The organism is Gordonia aichiensis NBRC 108223 (assembly GCF_000332975.1).
Classification (GTDB): domain Bacteria; phylum Actinomycetota; class Actinomycetes; order Mycobacteriales; family Mycobacteriaceae; genus Gordonia; species Gordonia aichiensis.
Genome location: NZ_BANR01000019.1, coordinates 17,878 through 38,767, shown reverse-complemented (window position 1 = coordinate 38,767; position 20,890 = coordinate 17,878). Strand labels below are relative to the sequence as shown.

Genomic DNA, 20,890 nt, shown 5'->3' with positions numbered 1-20,890 from the left:
GATCCTGATGCCTCTCGGATCATCGGCGTCGTCGAAGCTCGGCATCGAGTAGTGGCCCGATCACTCCCAGCGCCTCGGGATTGGTCATCTGCGCATGCGTCACGTCCACACGGTGCTCGACGATGTCGCCGGAGACGTGCGGCCGCCACATTGTCGAGTCAAGCGGGGCGGTGACTCCACGTTGTGCCGAGAAGTACACCAGATCGCCGTCGAACTGCTTGGGCCGGTACGTCACCGACATCGAGACGCATTCGACGTATCCCTGGTGCAATTCGCTGAGTTCGGCGCCGGTCAATCCTCGACCGGGGCCATTGCTGTCGGCCAGCAGCATGACCGCCTCGTCGAGCGACAGTGGCCGTTCGTCGGCAATCTCAGACTCGTTGCCTTCGAGATGCGTGACCAGGTCGCGGAGGCTGGGCATGGCGGGCGGCGACACACCCTCGGCAAACGCCACACTGTCGAGCATGATGACAAGGCCTACCTCGCGCCCCTCGGCGCGCAACTGCGCGGCAAGCGCATGCGCCAATTGACCACCGAGGGACCATCCCAACAGATGCACCGGCCCAACGGGACGAAGGCGGTCGATCTCGCGACAGTAGACCGATGCCAAGTCGTCGACGGTCATCTGCGCCGTGCCGTGCCGACCGATCGCGGGCGACTGCAAGCCCAGGATGGGCCGGTCGCCGACGTAGCGCAGTAGACCCGAATAACACCACGCCAGCGGTACGGCCGAATGCACACAGATCAGCGGTGTGCCCGATCCTTCGCCACGCAGTGGAAGTACGGTACGCATCGCCAAATTGTCTGCATTTCCAACGTCGTTGGAGCCTGCGGCCTCGACGGCCGCGGACAGCGCCTCAACCGTCGGGGCGAAGAGCAAGGAGATCCCGATCATCGTGCCGGTCTGTTCGGAGAGCCGTCGACAGAGCTCCACCCCTGTCAGTGAGGTGCCGCCGAGCTCGAAGAAGTTGTCGTCGAGACCTACGTTCACCTGTCGGGTGATGTCCGTGATTCCCTGTGCCACCATGCGTTCGGTCGTCGACGTCGGCGCCCGATACGGCGGTCGGGCCACCGTATGCGGGTCGGGAAGGGCAGATCTGTCCGCCTTCCCACTGCTGGGATTGATGGGAATCGCGGGCAACACCACCAACATCGCTGGGATCATGGCGGGCGGGAGAATGGTGCGCAGGTAGGCCAGGACCGCGGCGCGATCGAGGTCTCCGTCGGGATGAGCGCTCACGACGTATCCGATCAACCGATCGCCGAGTGAGGTCGACGACCACATCCGGACGACCGCCTGGTCGACCTCGGGATGGCCAACAAGTGCAGCTTCTACCTCCGATGGCTCGATGCGCTGTCCCCGAAGCGAGATCTGACTGTCGCTTCGCCCGACGTATTCGAGTGTCCCGTCGGGCAATTCACGAACCACATCCCCGGTCCGGTACAACCGGCTCCCATCGGGTCCGTACGGATTCGCAACGAAAGAGCCCGCTGTTGTACCCGGACGTCCGAGATAGCCTCGCGCGAGCGCGTTTCCGCTGAGGTACAGCTCGCCGCGGGCGCCGTGCTCAACAGGATTCAGCCGCTCGTCGAGCACGTAGAGCCGCACCCCGGCCACTGCGCCACCGATCGGAACCCGAGAAGAACGGGCGTCGAGTGGATCGGTCTGGGTCACCACGACGGTAGCCTCCGTGGGGCCGTACGAGTTGAACATGGCAACGCGACCCGCCCACTGCTCGGCGACCCTCGGCCGACAACTGTCACCACCGACCGCCACGGTGTGCAGCGCCGGGAGTCGATCGGCGTCGAGGGTCTCGAGGACCGTCGGAGTGACCATCAGGTGTGTGACCGCGTGCTGTTGGAGTATCTGCGACAAGGACTCGCCCGCCACGACATCAGGTGGTGGTACGACCAGCTGTGCGCCGGATGCGAACGCAGAGAGGTACTCGAGCATCGCCGCATCGCAGTACGGCGAATGAGACTGCGGTACAACCGATTGTTCGTCGACATGGTATCGATCGAGCAGGTCGTCGCTCAGTGCTGCGAGCCCGCCGTGCGTCGTCAACACACCCTTCGGCTGTCCGGTCGAGCCTGATGTGTAGATCAGATACGCTGCGTGAGCGGCGTGTAGCGGTCGCAGGCGTTCGGTGTCGGTGACCGGCCCGGTCGACATCCCCTCCGCCGATGAGGTGAATCGCTCCTCGTCGAGGACGAGCCAGTCGATGTCGTCACCCGGCACAGGCCGCCAGCGGCCCATCGTGACACCGAGCTGCGCCTGCGAATCGGCGAGCAGCGTGCGCATGCGTGCGGCCGGTGCGGCGGGGTCTATCGGGAAGAACACCGCACCCGCTTTGGCAACCGCCCACAGTGCCACAACCGACTCGACCGACCGACTCAACATCACTGCGACGACGGTTTCTGGTCCCGCGCCGTGCGCGATCAACACCCGCGCCCATTGAGAACTCTCAGCGTCGAGTTCCCTGTACGTCAGTGCACGTTCCGTCGAGCGCAGGGCGATCCGATCCCCGCTTCGGACGCCGGCCGTCAATAGGTCCGGTAGCAATCCCCCGGACTGCGCGTGCGACACCTCGGCGCCCTGCGCACGGCCAGGATTGCGAGAGCCGAGAGTCGACACCCGCTGATCACCGGACGCCAGGAGGAATCGTGACAGGCAGGCGAGCAGTTGACGCCGGTGTCGATCCAGATCGTCGACGTCATACAGTGCGGGATTGGCGAAGAAGTCGACGTTGAGCGGCCCGTCGCCGAATCGGTAGCAGTTGATCGTCAGGTCGTCGACGGGCCCGGCAGACAACAGATGCGCGCGACCCCGCGCCTCACCGAACTCGATGTGGTCGGGGAAGCTCACGACGTTGATCATCGGCCCGTACCCGCTTCGTCCTGCCACGCCCGCGCCCAGATCGCGCAGAAGGTCCTCGTGCCGGTAGAGCTGGTGGCGCAGCGCGCCGATGATGCCCACTCGAACCTGGCGCACCAGATCGTCAACGGTATGGGCGGGAACACCTTTCACTCGCAGCGGCACCACATTGGACACCATGCCTGCCGAGCGTCGTAGCGCCGCCGTGGTGCGTGCAGCGACCGGGAGCGACAGGGTCACGTCGGGGTCGCCGGTCATCTGCGCGAGGTACACGACGACAGCCGCGACGATCACTTCCGTGATTCCGGCGTCGGTGCGACCTCCGACATCACCGAGCTGACTCATCGTCGTCGAGTCGAGTCGCACTCGGGAAACGTGCGGGTGCGCCGACGGTGGAGCGTGTCTGTCGGTCAGCCGTGTCACCCTGTCCAATCCGGCCAGGTTGTCGCGCCAGTAGTCACGGTCGGCGAGGAATCTGGGTGATCGTCGATAGTCGCGGTCGGATGCAACGACGTCCTCCAGGGACATCGCTCGACATGGAGGCGGTGAGTATCCCTGGGTGGCAGCCGAATACAGCTGCGCTCCCCGAGCGAGCAGTTGCCCGGCGCCGTAACCGTCGATGGCGATGTGATGAATGCGCCCATAGCATCGGTGCCATTGCGGACCGAGCCTGAAGACGACCGCGCGGTTGATGTCGTTCCCGACGACATCAACCGCGGACTGGTGATCCCTGTCCATCCACACCTGCGAGTCGTGCGCCGGGTCTGCGCTGTCGGTCAGGTCGACGAGGTCGAATGTCGGATCGTGGTCGTCATCGATGAACTGGCGAGGTTGCGTGCCGTGGAGCGCGAAGCGCAGTTGCGGCGATTGCAGTTCGCGTCCCGCGCGGGCAGTGGCTTCTTCAAGGAGTCCCACGTCGATCGGTCCACGCAGGTCGGTGTACTGCGCGATCGAGAAAGGTATCGAGGGATACATGTGCTGTGCCAGCCACAGTTCGGACTGTGCCGCTGACAGGTCGAAGTGATCGGTGGTGGCGCCGTCGACACCGTCTCGCCACGCGGTGTTCGACAACTCAGTCAACGACGCCCTCGAGGAAGTGGCGGACCTCGGCCAGCATGGCGTCGATCGACTCGGCGACGAACAACGCAGGACGGTGCACCCCGTCGTCGATCTCGCTGGCAAGGATGTCGTCGATCCTGAACTCGCGTAGGTCACCGTCGGCGAGTGACTCCATCGCCGACGCCGACGACAGTAGTGCGGCTCCACAGACGCGTAGTCGTCCCTCCTCCATCACCGCTCCGACTTCCATCGTGAACCAGAACAACCGGGCAAGTGCGGTACGCAGCTGATCGGAGCGGGTTGCGCTCGCTGCTCGACCGAAGCGGCGATAGAGCTCGGCAAAGTCCGGATCTGCCAGCATCACAGCGTGGCCGACGATCTCGTGGATGATGTCCGGTTCGGGAGAGAAATCCTTCTGCGCTGCCGGGCGGATGAACGGTGTGGCATGCAGGATTCCGTCGGCCATGGGGTTGTAGAACTGCGGACCGGACAACGACCCTATCGCCGGCGCCAGGCGGAATCGGGTCAGGGACCACAGTGATTCCGACACCTCGCGCAGTTGTGGAATGTGCTCGGTGGGCAGCTGCACGAGCCGCGCAGCCGACAGATAGCGCGCGCACCCGAACTGCTCGTGTTTGCCCGCCAGCACCCCGAAGATCTGGGTCCACAAGGCGTCCTCTTCCTCGGAATACTCGAACCACGGAAGCGGACCGCCGGCCTCGTACGCCGAGCACACGCGTTCGCGCTCAGCTCGGATGTCTGCAGTCGTCGTCATCGTCGGGTCCCTTCTGGTTGCTCGCGCGCAGTCACTGGAAGCAACAGGGTGGCGGCGTCATCGCCGATGATTCGCCGGGCAGGCACCATGAGCTGACTTACTACAACGAATGTAGCAGCTGATTCTCGCTACTGCCTTGACCTCGGATTGTGTGGATAATGGTCCACACGCGTTCGCCGGTGTTGGTTGGTTACCGACGCTGGGTACCGACGGGCGCGAGTGAACATGGACGGGAATCGAGGCGGCAGCTGCATGGGAAGACGGCGTCCCGGTGAACTCGAGAACGACGTAATCGAAGCACTCGGGGCCGGCGAATGGATGTCGGTGGCCGAGGTAGCTGCACAGTTGCCGGACCCGCTCGCGCACACCACCGTCATGACAGCGCTGGTGCGGTTGGCCGACAAGGAGTTGGTGAGCCGGGAACGACGCGGTCGTGCGTACGCCTATCGGCTCATTGCGCCGGTCGATTCGCTTCCCGCGCTGCGTGCGGCCCTGCGTATGCGCAGGACACTGGACACCCGCGACGACCGTGCCGATGTGCTCGTCAATTTCGTTGCCTCCCTCGAGCCAGAGGACGAGGCGCTTCTGATGCGAATTCTGGCCGGCGACAAAGACATTGACGAGCACGGACGATGAGCTTCGCGATCACAGCCGTACTGCCGTGGGTTCTGCTGGGCGCCAGCCTCGTGCTCACACCGCGACTGGAACGCGCCCTGGCACCGCGGTTCTTCACAGTCGGGATACCGTGCATGACCGCCGCGGTGGTGGTTGCGACGGCAACCTCCGTGGCAGCTGTCGCCGCTGTCGGCCTGAGGGCGCATTCCGTCCCTGCACACATCCTGGGTGCGGCTTTGCTGGCCCTCGCCGCCTGGCGTCTGGGGGTGATGGTGCGACATGCCTGGCGCGTATGGATGAGCTATCGCTCAGCACAGACGTTCGCCCGCGCCACCGCTTCGGGAACCGACGTGCTCGTCGTCGACGATCCCGTGCCTGATGCGTTCGCAAGTCCCGTCGGACCGGGGGTCGTCGTCATCACCACAGGGATGTGCGATGTCTTGCGGTCAGACGAGGTATCCGCGTTGATCGGTCACGAACGTGCGCATCTGCGCTATCGACATGCCATCTGGATTCAGCTGGGCGAACTGTCTGCACAGTTGAATCCGATAACCGCCGGTACTGCTCGCGCGGTTCGTCACGCCGCCGAACGGCATGCCGATGAAGTGGCGGCGGCGGACAATCGCACGGCACTGCTTCGTGCCATCGCCCGCGCCTCCCTCGCCACGGCCGATACACATCGCTCAGCGAATTCGTCCGATCTGCACAGCGGTGGCGGGGACGTCGCGCGACGCATCCGTGCGCTCACCAACCCCTCTCCCACCACCACGCCGAAGCGCGCCATCGTCGTCGTGTCATCGATAGCGATTGCGGCTCTGATGGTGAGTGCAGCACTCGGTGATGTCGTCGAGGACTGTGCAGCACCAGAGAAGGGCGAGCCGCCCACCGCCGTCTTCCGCTGACGTCCACAGATGAGCTGTGCGTCCTGGCCTGCTCAGGGCCGCCGCAGTCGACCGACTGCGGTGAACGCGCCCAGGAGTCCGGCCACAAGCGCTGACACGCCGATCATCACCGGACCGGACCGGCTCGCCGCGGCCAATGCTCCTGCCGCCAATCCGAGCTGCTGCGCCACTCCGAGCGCTGCCGCACGCGAAATCGGTCGATCGCTGGCGGTTTCCAGCGTGCCCTGATTGGCAATCGGAAAGACGAGTCCGACTCCGAGGCCCATGGGAATCGTGGCGACCAGCAGCAGGATGGGGGTCGAACGTGTGAACGCGACACTCACACACGCCACCGCGAGAAGCGCCAGTCCTACCGCCAGCAATCGTGGAGCCGACAGTCGCCGACCGGAGGCGGCCACGAGTAGTGCACCTATCCCGGCGGCCGCGTTGGCCGGAAGAAGCGCCACTCCCACCCATATCGCCGTCCACCCATTGTCCAACTGAAGTGCAAAACTCACGGTGATGACCGTCAGCGAAAGGACGGCGTTCGCACCGACGACGGCCGCCAGTGTCCATCGAGTGAACGCCTCCGACACGCCTGCTACTCCACCGGGGCGACGCACGCGCTCAGAAGTAGATAGGTCGTTCTCGTGGTCCGTAGACACGTGCCGCATCGCGAGCGCCAGCACACACCCGCAAGTCACCGACGCCACCGCGATCACCCCGAAGCACCAACGCCACGAGTACGTCGCCAACGCTCCTGCGAACAGGAGGGCGGCGATAGCACCCGAACCGGACACCAGGGAGAAGACCGCGAAGGCTCGAACGCGCCGATCATCGTGACGTGTGATCTGGTGCAGCGCCGCCACGATGCACGTGGCGGCCACCGCGGCAGCAAAGCCCTGCGCAACACGAGCAGCAACAAGGTATCCCAGCGTGGGAGCGACCGCACCGGCTGCAGCGGTCAACCCGAAGGCAATAACGGCAGGTGCGACGACGCTCCGCGGATCCACCCTCCGCAACAGCACTCCCACCAACGGCAGCGCACACACGAACGCGGCCGCGAACGGGGTGACCAGAATCTGTCGGGCTTGCGCACCGACGTCGAAGTCACGAGCGATCAGCGGCGCGAGAAGCGAGGTCGACGTCTCGTCGATGATCACCAGGAACTGCGCCACCGCAAGGAGGAGGACGCGCTTCATCTGGCTTCGGATGCGGCGTAGTGGCAAGGACTGCTCGCTCCGAGACGACGCCGCCCCCTGACGTTCACTCTCCTGCCGCCTCTACTCGCTGCTGACGACATCGCCGGAGGAGCGCGAACCCGAACCGTGGCCGGCCCCACCGACATTGAGTAGCACCACGCCCACAATGATCAGCCCAATGCCGATGATCGCGACAACGGACAGCGACTCGCGGAAGATGACGACGCCGAGAATCGCGACGACCGTCGTCCCCACCGCAGCCCAGATGGCGTACCCCGTGCTGACGGGCAGTCCGCGATTGAGGGCCAATCCGAGCAAGACGAAGCTCAGCAGGTAGCCGATCACGACGAATATCGACGGGGTCAGCTTGGTGAAACCCTCGGACGCCTTCAGCGACATCGTCGCGACCACCTCGCTGAGAATGGCGGCGATCAGCAGAACATAGGCCATTACGCCATCTTCACAGAGGACACTGTAAACGTCAACGTCTCTCTACACGCTCGTCGGTTTCAACGTCAGGGGCAGACGCGGCGCCGCAGCGTCGGAGTCGAGCAGTCATTCGTCGAGGCAACCCTCTGGGGCGCTTAAGGACCCATCGATTCGTCGGGCTCGACGAGCAGGCGACGAACTCGACGCTCCACGTCGCCGTCGGCTCGACGGCTGCCGCCCAAGGTGTTCACTCCGAACGAGGCAACATTCGACCCGCCGAGCCATCCCCCTGCAACGGTGACGTCTACCCGCCTGCGGTCGCCTACGATCCGACGATGCCCGCTCCGTCGATCACTCTCTGACACCGCCGCCAGCCCGCCCAGCCGCCTCGGGGCCCCCTCCGTTCCGCCGCCTCCCATTGGGGACATGTCGACGGCCCAGGTCACAGCCCTACCGGTATAAGTTCCGGTATGTTTTAACCCCTTTGTCCCCAGTCGCCGCCCCTCAGTGCGCACAATCGGAGTCGTGCATCTTCCGCCTCCTCTCACCACCGACGACCCGACGGCATCCGCCGAACTACTAACTGCCTACTACGCACCCCACAACCCGGGACTCCGCTACACGGGGGCACTGTTCGACGAATGGGACTCCACCGGAACCCGTGCCGCCGACACCAATACATTCACTGCCGACGACTTCGTCGCCATCACACTGCTATCGGTGTCAGCAGGTGGCCCTGCCGCGCGCGCTCTGCTCTGCGACCGTGCCGATGAATTCAACGGTCTCCTGGCCGCGATCGGCGACGACAGGGACCTCGCAGACGAACCTGACCCCATCGACTCCGCTTGGCCCGCATGGCAACTCGAAACCCGCCTCAGGTCGGTGCGTGGCATTGGACTTACGATCGCCACCAAGCTCATCGCACGCAAACGCCCTCGCCTCTACCCGATCTGGGACGAGGTCGTCACGGAAGTACTCGGCACCCGACAACGCCACCTCCAGCCGATCCACGCGGCGCTCTCCAGCGACACCCGACTGCGTTCCAGGTTGCAGGCCGCGCGCACGACGGCAGGGCTACCGACGGTGATCAGCGAGCTACGAGTCCTCGACGTCATCACCTGGATGTACGGCACCACTCGCAGCGCTCGGTGACGTGGGGATTCATCGCCCTCTCTGAGGATCGTCGACCCGGCTGCGCCCCGGACGATATGCAGGGAAGGTGGTCCGGCCCGGTGCGACAGCAACATGATCCACCGCCACATGTGGTTGACCAGGCACGTCCGGACGGGCGACTGGGTGAATTACGTGCAACTAGGTCAGAAATATCCGAACGCACTTCTCCGGTTCAAGCGGGATCGCCTCGGAGTGCGACAGCCACCCGGTTGAGTGTGTGCAACGCGAACACCACGCACAGATGAGCACGACTGAGGATGGCGAAGGCCGCCCGCCCGGCAGAGAGGAGGGGATTCCGCGACTTCGAGGTGCCGGCACACCTCGTCGAGTTCCTGACCAGCAGCCAGGAGCTTGATTCTTCCTGCTCGAATCCTCGAGCAACTAGAGTCCCTCATCTCCCTGTAAGCGACGTGTCTCTAGGATCTGCAGGTTCCTCTGGTGTGCCCAGCTAATGTCGGTCGCCCTTGTTATACCTTTCCTTAGGGATGGGAGTAGAAGGAAGCGATGGGCGTAGAAGGACGAATGCGTGACTGAACAGAGTTCGGCGTTTGAGCAGTCGATACGCGCAGCCGTGGCACAGGGCCAGGCTGAACTGACGCGTTTGGATTCACTGGCGGATGCCGCAGCGGTGAACATTGCCGAAAGTGGGCGATACGAGCCGGACCAGTCGGACTCAAGCAGCCTCCTTGACGAGTTCCTCCGAGGCTTCATGCGTGACCTTCGGCGACACCTCGACCACGAACGGGGCGCTCTCGAGTCGTTCAACATCGTGTTCTTCGGTCGGACAGGCGCCGGAAAGAGCACCCTCATGTCCGCATTTGGCGGACTCGACGGTGGTTACGTTTCACCTGGCGCGAGCGACTGGACCACCGGGGTCCATCACGTCCAATGGCATGATTGCCGACTGTTGGATACCCCGGGCATCAACGGGTGGGGTAGAACAGAAAGCCGCGAGAAACTCGAAGCAACCGCCCGTCGGGCAGTCGAGACAGCAGACATCGTCCTCCTGTGCTTCGACAGTCAGAACCAGCAAGCTATGGAATTCGCAAAGATCGCGTCATGGATTCGCAATTATGGCAAGCCTGCCGTGGCTGTGCTCAACGTCCGAAATAGCAGGTGGCGGCATCCGGCACTCGTCCCCGACGACCGACGTCAGCATCTCAGCGATTCCGTCCGGCAGCACGCCGACAACGTCAAAACCGAACTCGCACAAATCGGGCTGGGGAGCACACCGCTGGTAGCAATCCAAAGCAGGCGAGCGCTCTTCGCACGCGCGACGACGCCATTCCGCGGCCCTGGCCCTGAGAGCTTTCAACACGAAAGAGACGAGTTCGGCATCGAGTACCTCGCACGATGGTCCAACTTCCGAACTCTTGAGAACCTACTCACAACTGCAATCCAGCTGGGCGCCAGCGACATTCGATTATCAACACTCCGCGAAGACGTCCGCGAACGATGTCGGGTAGCGTCGCTTGCGCTTTCCACGATGGCCGGTGAATTCGTCTCAGATGTACACCGCCTGGAAGACGGAATTGAGTCGATCCTGGCGGTGATTGGATATCCCACCGCCAGTGAGCGCGAGAACTACCTTAAGCGCGAGGAAGCTGGGTCCGACTTGCTTGCTACGTTAGAGAATCTGCAGGGCCGCGCCTTTACCTCCCCGGGCAAGGGTTCTCTTGATCGGTTCGTCCGCCATCAGGCCTCTTCACGCTTGGCTGCCCAACGCCGACACAGCAACACTCAGGCCCAGCTGAAGATTTCAGAAGCCTTCGATACGAAGCAAGCCATCGACGAAGCAGCGTTCAGGGCCGCAGTCTTCAACGAACAAGCCATTGACGCCACCATCAAAGACGCGTGGGCTGCTCGCGGCGAGTTCCTCATCCGCGAACTCCAGGTCACCGCCGAGCAGGACTTCGAGAAGGACCTCTCCTCCCTGTTCAACACCGCGTCTTTCGTGGGTACTGACGGGCAGCACACAGCCGGTGACATTCTGCGGGGTGCTGGAATCGCTGTCGGACTGGCCGGGGTGGCCGCGCCATTCGCGGTGGCGAACTTCTGGAATCCGGCCGGATGGGCTGTCGGTCTCGTCGCTGTGGGCGTAGGCATCGCGGGCCAGGCGCAACAGTACTTCGGCAAGAAGATGAAAGATGACGCGCAGAAGAAGGCTAACGAAGCACGGGCACAAGCGATCGCTGGCGCCACCGATGCAGTGGAAAAAACCTACGACGCATACGAAGAGGCAATCGTTGCGAGCAGTCGGGCCGCGTCGTGGGGATCGCTTGCACCGATAGTCACGGAGTCACTCCGGAAGTCGATCGCCCTCCGCAACGCCCAACAGCGCGCCCTTCACCTAGCTGAGCAACTCACTGAGCAAGCAGACTCGATTACCGCTACTCACGCAGTCGAAGACATCCTCACCCGGGCTCAATCAGTCATCGCCGAGTCATCCACCGAGCTTCGCACCTTGTTGTTGGGCGAGGATTGGCTCCAATCCGATCATCGCCACGATGCACCGCGGGGCCTCGATGAATCCGTAGTGACCATGTATCACGATCGCGCAGTCAAGGCCCGTTCCGCGCTGACGACGGCTATGACAAAGGCATGGACCCGCCCGTCACCCGACGAAATCAGGTTGTGGTCAGAGGAGTTGGACGACGCCACCCTGCACGACAGCGGCCTGCTAGAGGTAGCGAAGGAGATGCGCCAGGTCTCCCGACGCAAGCCGGCGTTCACTGTGCTCGGTGATTACAACTCAGGCAAGACCTCCCTGATCCGACGAATCCTGGTGGAGGCCGGAGATCTCACCGGCCAAGATGGACTGGAAGTACTCGCTCGGCCCGCAACTGCGACCGAGCAAAGATACGACTTCCCTCGCCTCCAACTGATCGACACCCCCGGACTCCAGAGCGGAAACACCTGCCACGACGATCGCGCGCTCAACTCAATAACGGAGTCATCGCTCACTTTCGTCGTCGTTCACGTCAACCTCCTGATCGGTAACACCGCCGTCATTGAAGAGATCGCCAACGGATCCTCGATGGTCGCCGCCAAAGCCGACAGGCTGATCTTTCTGATCAACCGTTCCGACGAACTCGGAGCCGACCCGCTCGTAGAACCACACGCATTTCTGAACCTCCAGGACCGGAAGAAAGAAGAACTCATCGCGGCACTAGCGGCGAAGTCGATCACCATCGAGGAGGCGTCGATCCACTGTGTAGCAGCAGATCCCTTCGGTTTAGTCGGAAACTCAGCGAGTGTCACCGATGATGACTTCGATGCAAATCGAGTTTGGGATGGAACTGATTCCCTCATCGACGCCATCAAGGATCTGTCTGACTCTTCGCTGGCCGCTGGAACGTTGATCGCGGGTTTCGACACGGCATTGACCTTGCTCAAACGGCGCCGCAATCTTCTCCGCACCGAGCTCGACGCCTACACGAAGACAATCCAACAGCGCGATTCAGCCATCGCCACGCTGGCGGCAGCCGAGGCGGATGCCGCGGTTTTACAGAAGTCCCTGTCCGAGAATGCTGAGCGTCTCGTCAGCGCCGCAGTCCTGAATGCAGCCACAGAGCTCTACCAAGTAGCTGTTGGCGACAACGCCGGCTTGGACAGGGTGGCGAACAGCTGGACTGAGGATCCTCGCCTGCGCTCAGCAATCGACCGATACGCAGCCAGCGCCGAGAAAGACCTGCTCAGCTGGCAAGAAGAGCACGCTTCGATGATCGAAAGAGAGTTCCGTGGGACCGGTTCGCTTAATGATGAAACCGCTGCTACTGACTTCAGTTCTAACCGTGCCAGCGGGACAGTCGATGGGATCATCGGAGGGGCAGGAAACGTGGCCGAGCACGCGGCGAAAGCGGCCAAGATCCTCGGCAACCGAGACGCCGTCTATGCGATTGGCAAGCAATTCGGCCACAAGTTCAAGCCGTGGGGGGCTGTCAAAGGCGGAGCACGCGTAGCTAAGGTCGGGGTTGTGTTGGGGGCCGTGGCGGCTGCAGCAGATGCAAAAAGCATGCTCGACGACAGCAAGAAGTCTGAAACCCACCGCAAGAATCTGGACGCGGCAACCCAAGTGATCGAAGCTCGAGCGGATCAGCTCGTCGTTCAAATCACGGCCGGCGACAACGGTTCGGGCTTAACCGGCTTCCTCGATGAGGCAAGGAAGGAAGTCCAGAGGTTGATTGAGCGCACCACGGCCGAGAAGGTCGAACTCGTCGCGCTACGCGATGCGACTGCATTCAAGTATGGGATGGCCAACCGCCTGGTATCGAGCGCGCTCCAACTAGAGGCTGGCTACCAGGACGAGGAGACGTGATGATGCAGATTAACGCCGCGCAGGAATGGCTCGACAACTTACCCGCCGGGTCCGAAAGTCGTTACACTCAGGCCTGGGAAGAGTTCGCACTAAACTCTCGACCTGTTGCGACCCTCGTCGGGTCGTACGACACCGGCAAGAGTTCTTTGCTTCGCCGACTGCTCATCGATTCCGGCCAGTCGGTGCCTGGCTGGCTTACCATCAGTGCCAGACATGAGACATTCGAGAGCAACACTGTCGAAATCGGGGACTGCCTGGTCCGTGATACCCCAGGATTCGCTGTAGATGCGAACGACATTCGCGGACAGAGCAATTCATCTCGGGCGCTGGATGCCGTGGGACTGACGGACCTAGCCATCGTAGTAGTAACTCCGCAACTCGTGACCTCCGAGCGAGATCTGTTCAGAAGGCTCATCCACAGAAATTGGCCCGCGCGCTCTCTGTGGTTCGTCATTTCACGATTCGATGAAGCTGGTGCTGATCCGGAATACAACCTTCCGGGGTATGAGGATCTGTGCGAGCGCAAGGTCACAGAACTGCGCGACCTGTTCGACCTTAGTCCTGACGTTCCGGTCTTTGTCGTTGCGCAAGATCCTTTCCAAGAAGTGGGCCCCGACAACGATGTTTCTGCTGCGGTCTGGGACAAGTACCGCTCTTGGGATGGCATGAATGCGCTTCGAGACCAGCTAATGCGGGTCACTGCAGCCTCACTAATCGACTACCGCGCAGCCGCCGCGGATCGCTACTGGACAATTGCGGTGGCAGATGCACTCGCCGCCCTGCGCGGCGAGCTTGCGACATGCGAAGAGAATGCGCGTATTGCCGCGCAAGGCCTTGCCCGCCGCGATGCGTGGGCGAGCGAACTCGATTCGATCGACCAAGCCGCCATAGCCAGCCTTGAGGGCCTGATCGCTTCTGTTGTCGACCAGTGGTTCCGCAGACCAGACACTCCACGCCTAGACCTACAATCCGAGATCGAAAGTTCCCTTACTCATTGGTTCGCGCAACACGACTCGCATCTTCAGCGCCTGCAGCGTTCCATTGGTAAGGCCGTGGAGCGCGATCACCGGCAACCCTCGTGGAATGGCTTCGCTGCACTAGTCGCCGAGCTGCACAGCGAAACCACAGCCGACAGTTCACCGCCCGCCGCAAGGAAGACAGCAGATCATGTCGAAGAGGTGGGAACCCACGTGCTCAAGATCATGAAAGCCCTCGCTACAGACGAAGGCGCTGTCAAACGCACCACCGCCACCGCGTCCTCCAAGTCCGTCACCGCCGGCAGGACAACGGCGGTCGGCAACAAAGCAGCTGCGGCTCGAAAGACGGCCGGATCAACCGGCGCGGGTACCTCAAATGTAGGTCGGTATATCTCCGCTGCGGAGGCTGCCCTACCCCTGGCTATTCTAGTCGCCAAACTGATCGATGAACAGCGACCAACGGACGTTGATCAAACCCAGGGGTGGCACAAGCCGCAGAAGCGCCAACACGTTATCGATTCATGTACGGACCAGGCTCGTGCTACGTGGGAGTCCTATGTCGGGTACACCCGCACTCTGATCACCGAGGAGACCGCTGACCAAGTCCGACTCGAAGCCGAACTACGCGAGGCCGTAAGTCAGCTTGGGGCAGCTATCGCCGCCGGCGACTCGCTGCTTGGGGGTGACTAAACTCGGGCCCCGAACGACACAGGATCGCAACTCGACGGTCTTACTTACTTACAACAACAACTACCCTCGCGCCATATCCACGAAACGACTCAAATGTAGTTGGTGCGCAACGGTAATCGTGGCAGTCGGTCCATTTCGATGCTTGCCGACGATAATGTCGGCCTCACCGGCACGCGGGTCGTCGCGCTCAAAAGCATCCGGGCGATGCAGCAGGATAACCATGTCCGCATCCTGCTCCAGCGATCCCGACTCACGAAGATCCGACACCTGCGGCTTCTTGTCGGTGCGCTGCTCGGGACCACGGTTGAGCTGACTGATCGCGACGACCGGAACCTCGAGTTCCTTTGCGAGCAGCTTCAATTGGCGGCTGAACTCCGAGACCTCCTGCTGGCGTGACTCGACCTTCTTGCCCGAGGTCATCAGCTGCATGTAGTCCACCACAACGAGTTTCAGGTCGTGACGCTGTTTGAGGCGTCGCGCCTTGGCGCGGATCTCCATCATGGTGAGGTTCGGAGAGTCGTCGATGAACAGCGGCGCCTCGGAGATCTCGCCCATGCGGCGCGCAAGACGGGTCCAGTCGTCGTCGGACATGGAACCGCCGCGCATATCGCCGAGTTTGATCTTCGCCTCGGCCGAGAGGAGTCGCATCACGATCTCGACCTTGCTCATCTCCAACGAGAACATCGCCGCAGTCATCTGGTGGCCGATCGAGCACGAGCGGATGAAGTCCATGGCCAATGTCGAGTTGTGCGTCGGCACCATGGCCTCGCCCGCGAGGTACATGTGCTCGTCGTTGTCGACCTGCACGCACCGCACCGGGACACTGCGGACGGGACGAACGGCGACGAGTCGTCGGACTCCGGCCTGGCGTCGAAGTTCCTTGTGGCGCAATGCTTTGTGGTAGACGGTGAAGACGTCATCGTCGCCGGTGTCGACGCGGAGCCAACCGGTCGCCGACCGCTTGTAGGTGTAACCGAGCCCGGCAACCAGGTCGGCGATCACGGCGGTCATGTGGCGTGTGGCGGCAGGAACGATGATCCAACCGTCCTCGTCGACGCTGGCGCGGGCATCGAGGAGTCCGGCGAGTAGCGCTCGACGCTGGGCGATCGATCCGCGCAGATACTCATAGGGGATTCGGCCGCCGAGGTCGGACATCAGCGCCATGACGTCGACGTCGCCCTCGGCGTCGATCCGGATACCGATCTCGGGGTCGTCGAACGCCATACCCGCAAGCGCGGCAACGGTGTACGGGCCGTAGGCGAAGTTCTTGCGCGGCAACTCGAGCGGTTCGGTGTTGCGCACCATGGCGCAGCCCACATGGACCCTGAGATCCGCGGTGGTCAGGGTGCGTCGTTCGTCGTCGATCTCGGCGACCCACTGATGGTGCTCGTCGGCGACCAGCACGGTGCCGTCGTTGAACTCGACCTCGAAGCAGGGCCGGTCGGTCATGACCTCGGTCGCTGCGATGACCCGCGTCGGCTTTCCGCTGGGATCCATGAGCTCATCGCCGACACTGACGGTGCCCATCGTGGTCCAGCCGGTCGGGGTTGGCAGCGGGGTGTCGAGAGCGAGCGCCTTGCCGACACCTGGACGCGCGGCCACGATGATCATCTGCCCGGGGTGCAGCCCGTTGGTGAGCTTGTCGAGATCGGCGAAACCGGTGGGTACACCGAGTGAAATACCGCCGCGAGAGGCAATGGAGTCGATCTCATCCATCGTCGGCTGCAGGAGCTCTTCGAGGGGAACGTAGTCTTCGGCGGTGCGACGCTCGGTGACCTCGTAGACCTCGGCCTGGGCGCGGTCGACCACCTCGGCGACATCCTGGCCGTCGGCACCCGAATAGCCGAACTGCACGATGCGCGTGCCCGCCTCGACGAGGCGTCGGAGAATGGCTTTCTCGGCGACGATCTCGGCGTAGTAGCCGGCGTTGGCAGCAGTTGGAACCGTCGAGATCAGTGTGTGGAGATACGGCGCGCCACCGATACGACGCAACTCCCCGGCCCGTTCGAGTTCGGCGGCCACGGTCACGGCGTCGGCAGGCTCGCCCTTGCCATACAACTCCAGGATGGCCTCGTAGACGGCCTGATGGGCCGGTCGATAGAAATCGTTGGTCCGGATCTTCTCGATGACATCGGCGATCGCGTCCTTCGAGAGCATCATGCCGCCCAGGACCGACTGCTCGGCAGCCATATCCTGCGGCGGTTGTCGGCCGAACTCCTCGACAGGGATGTCTGGCTCGTCAGGCCGTCCGGAATCTCGCGGCGCGCCATGGCCACGATCATCGACAACTGCCACGTGTGCCAACCTTTCGAACTCGAAACCCTGACGATCGACGTCCCCCAACCGTCACTTCGTCGACACGGCGGTGCGCTGACGAATCCGCCGCCCACGGCCGATGGATGGCTGAGTCGTCTTAGTTCATACCCTGGGGGTCTGACACGGTGATCTGCACATCGACACGCGCGACCTCGACGGGCACTGATCGAGAACAGTAGGAGTTCGAATCGTCGCACTCAAATGAGCTTGTGGACGAAGATGTGGATGGTCTGTGGACGACGCGCTCAGAACTCGGCGTCGGTTGTGCACCCTCTGTGGAGAACGTTGGGGAGTTCATGTGTGAACAACCCGATCTTCGCAGGTCAGACCCTGTGCGCGATTTCCACAACAAAGAACTTTTCTCTGCACGGCGTGTCTTGGGAAACTCCCAGTCGGGCGTGTTGACGGAAGCTGACAACCAGCACGTGACGACCATGCGGTGAACACTCGGCGTGACGTGCGCTACAGCGAAGTGACAGCCTCTTCGAGAGAAGTCGGGAGTCCCCCGGCGGCGCTCGGGACGCGCGTTTACCCCTCGCGCACAGCTCTGATGTGGTCAACTGGATGCCGTGCCGACAACGAGGAGACACCGCCAGCGTTATCGCTCGTGCGTTGCCTTGTTGCTCGCGTCCGTGGCCGCGCTCGGCCCGTTGCTGAACGCTTCCCCGGCCTCCGCGGCACCGACATCCCTGCCCGCCGCATTCGACCTCGCGCGCTATCGGGCAGTCGATCCGGCGTCGTTCCGCTCACTGGCCTACGCCGACAACGGGCGGTCGTTTTTCACCACTGGCCGGTGGAACTGTCAGATCGGTCCGACGTTCCGTTCCGTGGGCTGTCAGGGCCGTCCCGCCACGGCTCCACCGGGCACCCAGGGCGCAGCCATCACCGCTGACGCACAGGGCCCATGGTGGGTTCCGAGTCCCGGTCTGCTGACGGGCACCACCTACCGCTTCGGCTCGACCACCGGCTTCCGTGCGCCACGGCTCGGCGTCGGCACGAGGGTGACCATCGCAGGCGTGACCTGCACCGTGCCGTCGGCCGCCGAGGTCGCGTGCCGGACAGGCAACCGGGCGCTGATCTTCGCGCCCGGCTTCCACAAGTTCTATTTCCCGGCCGGCGACACCGCACACAACGAGAACCCCGCACCGCGCTACCTACCCGCAGCCATGCGTTCGTCAAATCAGCTACCAGCGGTCCCCGCACCACCGGCATAGGCGGCCCCATACCCTTTGATCTTGCGCGGTCCTCAGCTGGCCGTCGCAGGCAATGCGCCCGGCGTCGCCCGGTGCCACCCCATAGGAGCTCGACGCGACGACGCGGTGAGCAACAGGCAGGCGTCGATGCCGCGTGGAACGGTGACAACGCGGAAACCCTCTGTCGCACAGATCTTTCGAGCCAGCTGGGTGGGAGTCCCACCGCAGCCGAGGACCACAACAGATGCGCCGAGGGCCCGGGCTTCACGGGTCAGCACCGCTGCCGGTCCGCCGCTACGCACCACACCGTGGACGTCGAGTGCCCCCGCAGCGCGGGCGATCTCTCGTGCGTGTCGCTGCACCTCGTAAATGGTGGCCAGATCGGTGAGGAGGTATCCCTCGGCACCGAGGGCGTCACGCAGCCGACGTTCCTCCGCCGAACCTCGACGTGATCGCTCGTAACCGTCGCGACGTGCCGCACAGACGGCGCTGACAAGATAGACCGGCGCGTCCGCGCCGATCGTGCGCGCCGCGTACTCGACCGCCCACCGGGATCGCTCGGTGCCGCAGACTCCGACGATGACCGGCGCCGCGGGCGGACGCATCTCGTGTCCTCGGCCGTCCGACGACGGCCCCGTGCCGGTGCGAATCGGTATGGTCGCGACCTGGTGATGGCTGATGTGATGTCCGAAGAGTGTGCGCTGCATGACGACTCCGAGGGTCCTGAGTGTTCTGGTCGAACGAGCCCCGTCTGAGGCGTGCACATCCTTGTACTCGGTCACCCCGGACGGGGAACTCGCTTACCGCCGACGCTACGAGCACACGTCGACGCCGCACTGCGTAGCCGACTACCCCACTTGCCGCGATGAGTCACGTAGCGCGCGCATCGAGGCTTTTTGATCATCAGCTCTGCCAACGACGTTTACAGACGCCGAGAGCCGGGCGGAATGACATCCGCCCGGCTCTCGAACCGAGTTACGCTACTGCGAAATCAGGCAGCGACCACGTCGATCTGGACGGTCGCGGTCACGTCGGGGTGCAGATTCACGACGACCGGGAATGAACCGGTCGACTTGATGTGCCCCTTGGGCAGTTCGACGTTGCGCTTGTCGACGACGGGCCCGCCTGCCGACTTGATCGCGCCTGCGACATCGCCAGCGGTGACCGAGCCGAACAGCTTGCCTGAGTCGTGTGTCTTGACCGTCAGGCTGATGCCCGAGAGGTTCTCGAGCGCCTGCTTGATCTCGTTTGCGTGCTCGACGCCGCGGACCTCGCGGGCCTCCTGCGAGCGCCGGATGGTCTCGACCTGCTTCTCGGCACCGCGGGTGGCCTTGATGGCCAGGCCGCGGGGCAGCAGATAGTTGCGGCCGTAACCGTCCTTGACCTCGACGGTGTCGCCTGCTTCGCCGAGGTTCTCCACGGCAGCGGTGAGGATGAGTTTCATGTCTGTATCCCCTTCCGGCTTATCGGGCGGTCGAGGTGAAGGGCAGCAGTGCCACCTCACGCGAGTTCTTGACGGCCACAGCGACGTCGCGCTGGTGCTGGACGCAGTTACCGGTCACGCGACGCGACCGGATCTTGCCGCGATCGGACAGGAAACGACGCAGCAGCGCGGTGTCCTTGTAGTCGATGTCGGCCTTCTTGTCCTTGCAGAAGGAGCACGCCTTGGTCTTGGTGACCTTCTCGACGCGCACCTTCCGGGTGCTCTTAGCTTTTGCCATGTGTTCTTACTCCAAAGTTGTTGCGAGAAGCCCTCTTTCGCGTTGAGGGCGTCGTCGCCGATCAGAAGGGGGGTTCGTCGTCCCCGCCGCCGAAGCTTCCGCCGCTGCTCGCGGGGGCACTGCCCCACGGGTCGTCGGCCACCTGCTGGCCCGATCCCGACCCGCCGCCGCGGCTTCCGCCGCCGGACGAGCCGAAACCTCCGCCGCCACCACCGCGTGAGGCCTTGTTGACCTTCGCGGTGGCATACCGCAGTGATGGGCCGATCTCGTCGACCTCGAGCTCTACAACCGTGCGCTTCTCACCCTCGCGGGTTTCATACGAGCGCTGCTTGAGGCGACCCTGCACGATGACCCGGGCTCCCTTGGTCAGACTCTCGGTCACGTTCTCCGCGGCCTCGCGCCAGATGTTGCAGCGCAGGAACAGCGCTTCGCCGTCCTTCCACTCGTTCGTCTGACGATCGAATGTGCGCGGCGTCGACGCCACCGTGAAGTTGGCCACCGCCGCTCCCGACGGGGTGAACCGGAGTTCCGGATCAGCCGTGAGATTGCCGATGACTGTGATGACCGTGTCGCCTGCCATGTGATTCCCCTTGGTCTACGTGTGGGCACTCGTCGAAGTCGATGTGCACCGCGAGTTGGCCTCAACCCTAGGTGCCGGCACCGACG

Annotated in this window: 15 protein-coding genes; 6 read left to right on the top strand and 9 right to left on the bottom strand. The window is 63.3% G+C overall.

Annotated features, from left to right (window positions below; translation table 11 throughout):
- Window positions 1-19: 19 nt before the first annotated feature.
- Together GOACH_RS16700 and GOACH_RS16695 are read right to left on the bottom strand one after the other, a co-directional pair.
- Window positions 20-3,955 (bottom strand): non-ribosomal peptide synthetase, encoded by a 3,936-nt coding sequence (locus tag GOACH_RS16700; RefSeq protein ID WP_005177211.1) that lies wholly within the window; start codon window positions 3,953-3,955, stop codon window positions 20-22.
- Window positions 3,948-4,709 carry an aromatic amino acid hydroxylase gene (locus GOACH_RS16695; RefSeq protein WP_005177209.1) on the bottom strand — a complete coding sequence of 254 codons (762 nt, stop codon included), beginning with the start codon at window positions 4,707-4,709 and terminating at the stop codon, window positions 3,948-3,950. Before GOACH_RS16695 ends, GOACH_RS16700 begins: the two co-directional genes overlap by 8 nt.
- 252 nt (window positions 4,710-4,961) lie before the next feature.
- Between GOACH_RS16695 and GOACH_RS16690 the strand changes: the two genes are divergently transcribed.
- Both GOACH_RS16690 and GOACH_RS16685 read left to right on the top strand, forming a co-directional pair.
- On the top strand, window positions 4,962-5,345 hold the full coding sequence (locus tag GOACH_RS16690; RefSeq protein ID WP_005177207.1) for a BlaI/MecI/CopY family transcriptional regulator: 384 nt from the start codon (window positions 4,962-4,964) through the stop codon (window positions 5,343-5,345).
- Complete coding sequence (locus GOACH_RS16685; RefSeq protein ID WP_005177205.1) at window positions 5,342-6,226, top strand: M56 family metallopeptidase; 885 nt, start codon at window positions 5,342-5,344, stop codon at window positions 6,224-6,226. Before GOACH_RS16690 ends, GOACH_RS16685 begins: the two co-directional genes overlap by 4 nt.
- A gap of 32 nt (window positions 6,227-6,258) precedes the next feature.
- Here the strand turns inward: GOACH_RS16685 and GOACH_RS16680 are convergent, their stop codons facing one another.
- Window positions 6,259-7,407: an MFS transporter gene (locus GOACH_RS16680; protein ID WP_005177202.1), complete on the bottom strand. Its 1,149-nt coding sequence runs from the start codon at window positions 7,405-7,407 to the stop codon at window positions 6,259-6,261.
- An 81-nt stretch (window positions 7,408-7,488) separates the two neighbouring features.
- Window positions 7,489-7,857, bottom strand: coding sequence for a DMT family transporter (locus tag GOACH_RS16675; protein WP_005177198.1), 369 nt, complete (start codon window positions 7,855-7,857; stop codon window positions 7,489-7,491).
- A gap of 504 nt (window positions 7,858-8,361) precedes the next feature.
- Here GOACH_RS16675 and GOACH_RS16670 point away from each other — a divergent pair.
- From GOACH_RS16670 to GOACH_RS16660, 3 genes are all read left to right on the top strand, one after another.
- The gene (locus GOACH_RS16670) at window positions 8,362-8,988 is read left to right on the top strand and encodes a DUF6308 family protein (RefSeq protein ID WP_005177195.1); all 627 of its coding nucleotides are present in this window, start codon (window positions 8,362-8,364) and stop codon (window positions 8,986-8,988) included.
- 547 nt (window positions 8,989-9,535) lie between these two features.
- Window positions 9,536-13,327, top strand: a complete 3,792-nt coding sequence (locus GOACH_RS16665; RefSeq protein WP_005177194.1) for a GTPase — start codon at window positions 9,536-9,538, stop codon at window positions 13,325-13,327.
- The gene (locus GOACH_RS16660; protein ID WP_005177193.1) at window positions 13,327-14,994 is read left to right on the top strand and encodes a GTPase; all 1,668 of its coding nucleotides are present in this window, start codon (window positions 13,327-13,329) and stop codon (window positions 14,992-14,994) included. Before GOACH_RS16665 ends, GOACH_RS16660 begins: the two co-directional genes overlap by 1 nt.
- Window positions 14,995-15,054: 60 nt before the next feature.
- Here the strand turns inward: GOACH_RS16660 and dnaB are convergent, their stop codons facing one another.
- Window positions 15,055-17,289: a replicative DNA helicase gene (gene dnaB, locus GOACH_RS16655; RefSeq protein WP_040519030.1), complete on the bottom strand. Its 2,235-nt coding sequence runs from the start codon at window positions 17,287-17,289 to the stop codon at window positions 15,055-15,057.
- Window positions 17,290-17,942: 653 nt separating this feature from the next.
- Between dnaB and GOACH_RS16650 the strand changes: the two genes are divergently transcribed.
- A complete protein-coding gene (locus tag GOACH_RS16650) occupies window positions 17,943-18,524 on the top strand; it encodes a hypothetical protein (protein ID WP_005177191.1) in 582 nt (193 codons plus the stop codon).
- A 32-nt stretch (window positions 18,525-18,556) separates the two neighbouring features.
- Here the strand turns inward: GOACH_RS16650 and GOACH_RS16645 are convergent, their stop codons facing one another.
- The 4 genes from GOACH_RS16645 to GOACH_RS16630 form a co-directional block, all read right to left on the bottom strand.
- A complete protein-coding gene (locus GOACH_RS16645; protein WP_157227797.1) occupies window positions 18,557-19,210 on the bottom strand; it encodes a universal stress protein in 654 nt (217 codons plus the stop codon).
- 284 nt (window positions 19,211-19,494) lie between these two features.
- Window positions 19,495-19,947, bottom strand: coding sequence for a 50S ribosomal protein L9 (gene rplI / locus GOACH_RS16640; protein WP_005177189.1), 453 nt, complete (start codon window positions 19,945-19,947; stop codon window positions 19,495-19,497).
- Window positions 19,948-19,966: 19 nt separating this feature from the next.
- A complete protein-coding gene (rpsR, locus tag GOACH_RS16635; RefSeq protein WP_005177187.1) occupies window positions 19,967-20,224 on the bottom strand; it encodes a 30S ribosomal protein S18 in 258 nt (85 codons plus the stop codon).
- Window positions 20,225-20,285: 61 nt separating this feature from the next.
- The gene (locus GOACH_RS16630; protein ID WP_005177185.1) at window positions 20,286-20,804 is read right to left on the bottom strand and encodes a single-stranded DNA-binding protein; all 519 of its coding nucleotides are present in this window, start codon (window positions 20,802-20,804) and stop codon (window positions 20,286-20,288) included.
- Window positions 20,805-20,890 lie beyond the last annotated feature (86 nt).

What these genes read in the sequence shown, in the direction of transcription:
- GOACH_RS16680 (WP_005177202.1), bottom strand. Translation starts at nt 7,407, where the DNA reads ATGAAGCGCGTCCTCCTCCTTGCGGTGGCGCAGTTCCTGGTGATCATC.
- GOACH_RS16695 (WP_005177209.1), bottom strand. Translation starts at nt 4,709, where the DNA reads ATGACGACGACTGCAGACATCCGAGCTGAGCGCGAACGCGTGTGCTCG.
- GOACH_RS16660 (WP_005177193.1), top strand. Translation starts at nt 13,327, where the DNA reads ATGATGCAGATTAACGCCGCGCAGGAATGGCTCGACAACTTACCCGCC.
- rplI (WP_005177189.1), bottom strand. Translation starts at nt 19,947, where the DNA reads ATGAAACTCATCCTCACCGCTGCCGTGGAGAACCTCGGCGAAGCAGGC.
- GOACH_RS16630 (WP_005177185.1), bottom strand. Translation starts at nt 20,804, where the DNA reads ATGGCAGGCGACACGGTCATCACAGTCATCGGCAATCTCACGGCTGAT.
- GOACH_RS16685 (WP_005177205.1), top strand. Translation starts at nt 5,342, where the DNA reads ATGAGCTTCGCGATCACAGCCGTACTGCCGTGGGTTCTGCTGGGCGCC.
- GOACH_RS16645 (WP_157227797.1), bottom strand. Translation starts at nt 19,210, where the DNA reads ATGCAGCGCACACTCTTCGGACATCACATCAGCCATCACCAGGTCGCG.
- rpsR (WP_005177187.1), bottom strand. Translation starts at nt 20,224, where the DNA reads ATGGCAAAAGCTAAGAGCACCCGGAAGGTGCGCGTCGAGAAGGTCACC.
- GOACH_RS16690 (WP_005177207.1), top strand. Translation starts at nt 4,962, where the DNA reads ATGGGAAGACGGCGTCCCGGTGAACTCGAGAACGACGTAATCGAAGCA.
- GOACH_RS16675 (WP_005177198.1), bottom strand. Translation starts at nt 7,857, where the DNA reads ATGGCCTATGTTCTGCTGATCGCCGCCATTCTCAGCGAGGTGGTCGCG.